Genomic DNA, 6,514 nt, shown 5'->3' on the forward strand with positions numbered 1-6,514 from the left:
TCGCGGCCCCAGGATGTCAGCCCGCGGGCCTCCGGCGCGGGACCCGGCCCACTAGGGTGCTGGCGCGTGAGGACTCTCGTCATCGGCGGTGGCGGCCGCGAGCACGCCCTGGCCCGGGCCCTGTCCCTCGACCCCGGCGTCAGCGAGGTGCACGCAGCCCCCGGCAACCCCGGCATCGCCTCCGTGGCCACCCTGCACGACGTCGACCCGCTCGACGGCGAGGCCGTCGCGGCGCTGGCCCTGGCCATCGGCGCCGACCTGGTCGTGGTCGGCCCGGAGGCGCCGCTCGTCGCGGGCGTCGCCGACGTGGTCGCCGCCCGGGGCGTCGCGGTCTTCGGTCCCACGGCGGGCGCCGCCCGGCTCGAGGGCTCCAAGGCCTTCGCCAAGGACGTGATGAACGCCGCCGGCGTGCCCACGGCCGCCGCCCGCGTGTGCACCACGCCCGAGGAGGTCGCCGCGGCGCTCGACGAGCTCGGGGCGCCGTACGTCGTCAAGGACGACGGCCTGGCCGCGGGCAAGGGCGTGGTGGTCACCGAGTCGCGCGAGGAGGCCGTCGCGCACGCCGCCGGGTGCCAGCGGGTCGTGGTCGAGGAGTTCCTCGACGGGCCCGAGGTGTCGCTGTTCGCGGTGTGCGGGTGGAGCGAGGCCGACGGCTGCACGGTCCACCCGCTGCAGCCCGCCCAGGACTTCAAGCGCGCCGGCGACGGCGACGTCGGCCCCAACACCGGCGGCATGGGCGCCTACACGCCGCTGCCGTGGGCGCCACCCGGCCTCGTGGACGAGGTGCTGCGCGACGTGCTGCGGCCCACCGTCGAGGAGCTCGCCCGCCGTGGCACGCCGTTCACCGGGCTGCTGTACGCCGGCCTCGCGCTCACCTCGCATGGGGTGCGGGTCGTGGAGTTCAACGCCCGCTTCGGCGACCCCGAGACCCAGCCCCTGCTCGCCCTGCTCGAGTCGCCGCTCTCGCCGCTGCTCATGGGCGCGGCCACCGGCACCCTCGCCCAGGTGCCGCCGCCGGTCTTCCGTCCCGGCGCCGCGGTCGGCGTCGTGCTGGCCTCGGCCGGCTACCCCGCCACCTCGTCCTCGGGCGACGTCATCACCGGCACCGAGGCCGCCGAGGCGCTCGACCGGGTCCACGTCGTCCACGCCGGCACCGCCCTCGCGGGCGGCGAGCTGGTCACCGCCGGTGGCCGGGTGCTCGCCGTCGTCGGCACCGGCTCCTCCGTCGCCGACGCCCGCGCGGCGGCGTACGACGGCGTCGAGCGCATCTCCTTCCCCGGCGCCCAGCACCGCACCGACATCGCCGCCGGGGTCTGAACCCACCCGCCCCACCGGCCCCTCGGGTGGGGTAGTCCCTGACGATGTCGTCGTCGATCTGGTGATCTGCGGACCATTTCGTCAGGGACTACCCCGGCTGGGAGGATGCGGGGCGTGACCGTCCCCAACGTCCTCGCCACCCGGTACGCCGGCGCCGACCTGGCCGAGATCTGGTCGCCGGAGCACAAGATCGTCCTCGAGCGGCGGCTGTGGATCGCGGTGCTGAAGGCCCAGCGCGACCTCGGCATCGAGGTGCCCGACGGGGTCGTCGAGGCCTACGAGGACGTCGTGGAGAAGGTCGACCTCGCCTCCATCGCGGCCCGGGAGCGGGTCACCCGCCACGACGTGAAGGCGCGCATCGAGGAGTTCGGTGCGCTGGCCGGGCACGAGCACGTGCACAAGGGCATGACCAGCCGCGACCTCACCGAGAACGTCGAGCAGCTGCAGCTCAAGCAGTCGCTGGAGCTGCTGCGCGACCGGGCCGTGGCCGCCCTGGCCCGCCTCGCGCGGCTCGCCGCCGAGCACGAGACCACCGTGATGGCCGGCCGCTCCCACAACGTCGCCGCCCAGGCCACGACCCTCGGCAAGCGGTTCGCCACCGTGGCCGACGAGCTGATGATCGGCGTCGAGCGCCTCGAGGAGCTGCTCGCCCGCTACCCGCTGCGCGGCATCAAGGGCCCGATGGGCACCGCCCAGGACATGCTCGACCTGCTCGACGGCGACGCCACCAAGCTCGAGGAGCTCGAGCAGCGCGTGGCCGCCCACCTCGGGTTCGACCGCGTGCTGACCAGCGTCGGCCAGGTCTACCCCCGCAGCCTCGACTTCGACGTGCTCTCCGCCGTCGTCCAGCTCGTCGCGGCGCCGTCCAACCTGGCCACCACCGTCCGGCTGATGGCCGGCAACGAGATCGTCACCGAGGGGTTCAAGGAGGGGCAGGTCGGCTCCTCCGCCATGCCCCACAAGATGAACACCCGCTCCTGCGAGCGCGTGAACGGCCTCGCCGTCGTCACCCGCGGCTACCTCTCGATGGTCGGCGAGCTCGCCGGCGACCAGTGGAACGAGGGCGACGTGTCCTGCTCGGTCGTGCGCCGGGTCGCGCTGCCCGACGCCTTCTTCGCTGCCGACGGGCTGTTCCAGACCTTCCTGACGGTGCTCGACGAGTTCGGCGCGTTCCCGGCCGTCATCCAGCGCGAGCTCGACCGCTACCTGCCGTTCCTGGCCACGACGAAGGTGCTCATGGCCGCGGTGCGCAACGGCGTCGGCCGCGAGACCGCCCACGAGGCGATCAAGGAGGCCGCCGTCGGCACCGCCCTGGCCATGCGGCAGGGCCAGGCCGACAACGACGTCTTCGCCAAGCTCGCCGCCGACGAGCGCCTCGGCCTCACCGCCGAGCAGCTCGCCGGCCTCGTCGCCGACCCGATCACCTTCACCGGTGCCGCCGTCGCGCAGACCCAGTCCGTGGTCCGGCGCGTCGAGGAGCTCACGGCCCGGCACCCCGGCGCGGCGGCGTACGTGCCGGGCGCGATCCTGTAGCCCGCCCCGTCGGTCGTCCGGCCCGGCGTGACCCAGGACTCACCCCGGGCGGACGACCGGGCCGGGCCTCGCCGGCGGCCGGCGCGACCGCGACCATGGAGGCATGAGCGCGCCCGTCACCGTCGCCATCACCCGGCAGCTCCCGCCCGGCCACGAGCCCGAGATGATGAGCTGGCTCAACGCGGGCATCGGGCTGGCGGAGAAGTTCCCCGGCTTCCTGGGCGCGGGGTGGGTGCGCTCCGAGGCGGGCTCGGAGGAGTGGCACATGCTCTACCGGTTCGCCGACCAGGCCTCGTTGGAGCAGTGGGAGCACAGCCCGCAGCGCCAGTGGTGGCGCTCCGCGGCCGCCGGGCTCGGCGTGGTCGAGGCGCGGGTGGAGAAGCGCACCGGCATCGAGGGCTGGTTCGACGTGCCGCAGTCGACGGTGCTCGAGTCGGGGGCGGCCACGCCGGTGCCGGCGGCCCCGCCGCGGTGGAAGCAGGCCACCACGATCTTCGTCGTCTTCTTCCCGCTCAGCGTGCTGACCAACTGGCTCGGCCGGCTCTACCTCGCCGACGTGCCGCTGCCGCTGCGGGTGCTGGTCACCGTGCTGGTGATGACCCCGCTGATGACCTACGTGCTGCTGCCGTGGATCACCCGGCAGCTGCAGTGGTGGCTGCAGGGCCAGCCGCCGCCCTGGCGCCGCTGACCGGGCCGGTCACCGCTCGGCGGCGGCCGCGTGCCGGTGCTCGGCGGTCGGCTCCGCCCGTGCCCCGCGTACGGCGACGACGACCGCCACGGCCAGCGCGGCGGCCAGCACCACGAGGGCGGTGAGCAGGGAGGCCCGCAGGCCGGCGACCTGGAAGACCGTCACCAGCAGCGCGGCGCCCAGGGCCGAGCCGATGCGCTGGCCGGTCTGCACGGCCCCGCCGGCCGCGCCGCCCATCCGCGGCGGCACGTCGGCCAGGGTGAGGGTCAGGTTGGGGGAGACGACCGCGCCGCCGCCGAGGCCGGCCACGAGCAGCACCGGCAGCAGAGCCCAGACCAGCGCGTCGCCCTCGCGCCCGGGCGCCAGCAGGGCGAGCAGGCCCACCCCGACGCCCATGACGACGAGCGCGGCGACCGTCAGCGGCCGCCCGATCGTGGTCACCACCCGCCCCGCGAGCGGGGCCGAGACCGCCGACCCGACCGCGAACGGCGTCAGCAGGAGCCCGGCGTGCAGGGCGGAGTAGTCGAGGTCGTCCTGCAGCCAGACCGAGAGCACGAGCAGGATGCCGGTGAACCCGGTGAAGTACAGCGTGCCGACGGCCAGCCCGCCGGCGTACCCGGGGGTGCGGCGCAGCAGCGCCACGTCGAGGAGCGGGGCGTGGTGGGTGCGCTGGAGGCGGTGCTCCCAGCGCACGAACGCCGCCGCGAAGACCGGGACGCCGACCAGGAGCACCAGCGGCAGCCGCTGGCCGCCCTCGAGGGAGACGATGGGGTAGAGCAGGCAGAGCACGGCCAGGCCGAGGAGCAGCGCGCCGACCACGTCGATGCGGTCGCGCGGGGAGTCGGCTGCCTCGGGGTCGCGGCCGGGCACCAGGCGCAGCACGCCGACCATGGCGACGAGCCCGATCGGCACGTTGACCAGGAACAGCCAGCGCCAGCCGTCGTCGCCGCCCGCAACGGCGATGATGCCGCCGCCGAGGACGGGCCCGGTGGCCGAGGCCAGGGAGACCACGAACCCGAAGAGCCCGAACGCCCGGCCGCGCTCGGCGCCGGTGAACAGCTGCTGGATGAGGCCGGAGTTCTGCGGGGTGAGCAGGCCGGCCGAGGCGCCCTGGAGCAGCCGGGCCACGACGACCGTCTCGGCCGTCGGGGCCAGCCCGACCGCGGCGCTGGAGACGATGAACGCCGCCAGGCCGACCACCATCAGCCGCCGCCGTCCGAACGCGTCCCCCAGCCGGCCGCCCGCGACGAGGGTGAGCCCGAAGGTCAGGGCGTAGCCGGAGACGACCCACTGGATCGTGGAGGAGGAGGTCTCGAGGCCGCGCTGCATCGACGGCACCGCGACGTTGACGATCGTGACGTCGAGCAGCGACATGAAGCCGACGACGAGGGAGACGCCGAGGATGTGCCAGCGGCGTGGGTCGGGCGCGCCGTCGTCGTCCGGCCCGGCGCTCCCTCCCACCAGGCCAGCCTGCCCACGACGCACGACGGCGCGGACCACCCGCAGGTGGCCCGCGCCGTGCGCCGGGCGAGGGTCGCCCAGGTGCAGGTCAGAGGTCGATCGGGCGCAGCACCCGGTCGATGCCGTGGGCGACCTGCTTGTTGCCCCGGTTGATGTCGAGCAGCGGGGCGACGACGCGCGGGTCGCGGTCGTCCTTGTCGAGGTCGGCCAGGCGGATGGTGGGCCGCGGGCGGACGCCGACGGGCAGGCCGGCGGCGGTGTCGACGTCGGCGCGCTGCTTGGCGGCGGCGATGACCTTGGGCGAGGTCAGCGTCTTCCCGGCCACCACGTGGTAGAGCAGGATCGTCTCGAGGGTGTCGACGTCACCGGCGGCGGCCGCGACGCGCTGGAAGACGACCTTCTCGCGGTGCGGGCCCTTGCCGGTGAGGTCCTTGACCAAGGCGCGGAACGCACCGTCGGTCGGCAGGAACACCGTCAGCCGGGTCTTGCCGTCGGCGACCGCGGCCAGCGGGCTGTCGGGCTTGGCCTTGAGCACGGCGCGGATCGCGCGGTCGGCGATGTCGAAGTCCTGCGCGTTGCGGTCGAAGCGGTTGCCGTCGGCGGCCAGCACCTTCGCGAGCGGCTTGTTGCCCTGCGTGCCCGGGGCAGCCTGGGCGGACGGAGCCGCGGCGAGGGCCGAGACGGCCATCGCGGCGGTGGCGACGACGGCGGCGAGGCGGGCGGGAGCGCGGTAGCGCATGGGGGTTGTCCTCTCGTCAGGCGCGGGCGCCCGGTGCGCCCGCGTCGAGGGGGGTTCGGCGTCACCCGCGCGGGCGGATTGGACGGGTTGTGGAAGTTTTCCACCGATTCGTGCACAGGCTGTGGAACACGGGGGTCCGGGGCCTGTTCGTCAAATCGGTCGGGGCGGTCCGGCGTCCCGGTTCCGCGGTCTCGAGACAGGCGCCAGGGTGCCTTCCTCGACCACCGTGTGGTGCGGTCGGGCAGCGCCGTCAGACCGCGCGAGGAGTGGCGCAGCGGCAGGTGCAGCGACCCGTCGAACGGGGGCACGGGCGCCCAGCCCCGGGTCGACCGGGCCGCAGGGCGCACGGAGCGGAGGGTGGTGCAGGGCGTCGGACCCCGCGCCGTGCCAGGCCGGCGGCAGCGTGGGGCGTGGTGCGCGGGGGCGGCGCGGCGTCAGGTGGAGCGATTCGACTGGACGGGGGCGCAGGCGCCCGGGCCCCGGGTCGACCGGGCCACACGGCGCACGGAGCGGAGCCTGGCGCAGCGCGTCGGACCCCGCGCCTTGCCTGGCCGGCGGCAGCGTGGGGCGTGGTGCGCGGGGGCGGCGCGGCGTCAGGTGGAGCGACTCGACTGGACGGGGGCGCAGGCGCCCGGGCCCCGGGTCGACCGGGCCACACGGCGCACGGAGCGGAGCCTGGCGCAGCGCGTCGGACCCCGCGCCTTGCCTGGCCGGCGGCAGCGTGGGGCGTGGTGCGCGGGGGCGGCGCGGCGTCAGGTGGAGCGACCCATCGACGG

The 6,514-nt window shown here is 75.5% G+C and carries 5 protein-coding genes; 3 read left to right on the forward strand and 2 right to left on the reverse strand.

Annotated features, from left to right (window positions below; genetic code table 11):
• Positions 1-66: 66 nt before the first annotated feature.
• The 3 genes from purD to FJQ57_RS16605 all read left to right on the forward strand — a co-directional run bounded on the left by purD (position 67) and on the right by FJQ57_RS16605 (position 3,538).
• A complete protein-coding gene (gene purD, locus FJQ57_RS16595) occupies positions 67-1,317 on the forward strand; it encodes a phosphoribosylamine--glycine ligase (RefSeq protein ID WP_139982463.1) in 1,251 nt (416 codons plus the stop codon).
• 105 nt (positions 1,318-1,422) lie between these two features.
• Positions 1,423-2,850, forward strand: coding sequence for an adenylosuccinate lyase (gene purB, locus FJQ57_RS16600; RefSeq protein ID WP_139982465.1), 1,428 nt, complete (start codon positions 1,423-1,425; stop codon positions 2,848-2,850).
• 103 nt (positions 2,851-2,953) lie between these two features.
• Complete coding sequence (locus tag FJQ57_RS16605; RefSeq protein WP_139982467.1) at positions 2,954-3,538, forward strand: antibiotic biosynthesis monooxygenase; 585 nt, start codon at positions 2,954-2,956, stop codon at positions 3,536-3,538.
• A 9-nt stretch (positions 3,539-3,547) separates the two neighbouring features.
• Here FJQ57_RS16605 and FJQ57_RS16610 read toward each other — a convergent pair whose 3' ends face one another.
• Together FJQ57_RS16610 and FJQ57_RS16615 are read right to left on the reverse strand one after the other, a co-directional pair.
• Positions 3,548-4,999, reverse strand: coding sequence for an MFS transporter (locus tag FJQ57_RS16610; protein ID WP_246081866.1), 1,452 nt, complete (start codon positions 4,997-4,999; stop codon positions 3,548-3,550).
• Positions 5,000-5,087: 88 nt separating this feature from the next.
• Positions 5,088-5,738, reverse strand: coding sequence for a fasciclin domain-containing protein (locus FJQ57_RS16615; protein WP_139982469.1), 651 nt, complete (start codon positions 5,736-5,738; stop codon positions 5,088-5,090).
• Between the last annotated feature and the right edge of the window lie 776 nt (positions 5,739-6,514).

The organism is Nocardioides litoris, assembly GCF_006346315.1.
Taxonomy (GTDB): domain Bacteria; phylum Actinomycetota; class Actinomycetes; order Propionibacteriales; family Nocardioidaceae; genus Nocardioides; species Nocardioides litoris.

Excerpts from the sequence above, each read along its gene's own strand:
- FJQ57_RS16605 (WP_139982467.1), top strand. The coding sequence starts at position 2,954 with ATGAGCGCGCCCGTCACCGTCGCCATCACCCGGCAGCTCCCGCCCGGC.
- purB (WP_139982465.1), top strand. The coding sequence starts at position 1,423 with ATGCGGGGCGTGACCGTCCCCAACGTCCTCGCCACCCGGTACGCCGGC.
- FJQ57_RS16615 (WP_139982469.1), bottom strand. The coding sequence starts at position 5,738 with ATGCGCTACCGCGCTCCCGCCCGCCTCGCCGCCGTCGTCGCCACCGCC.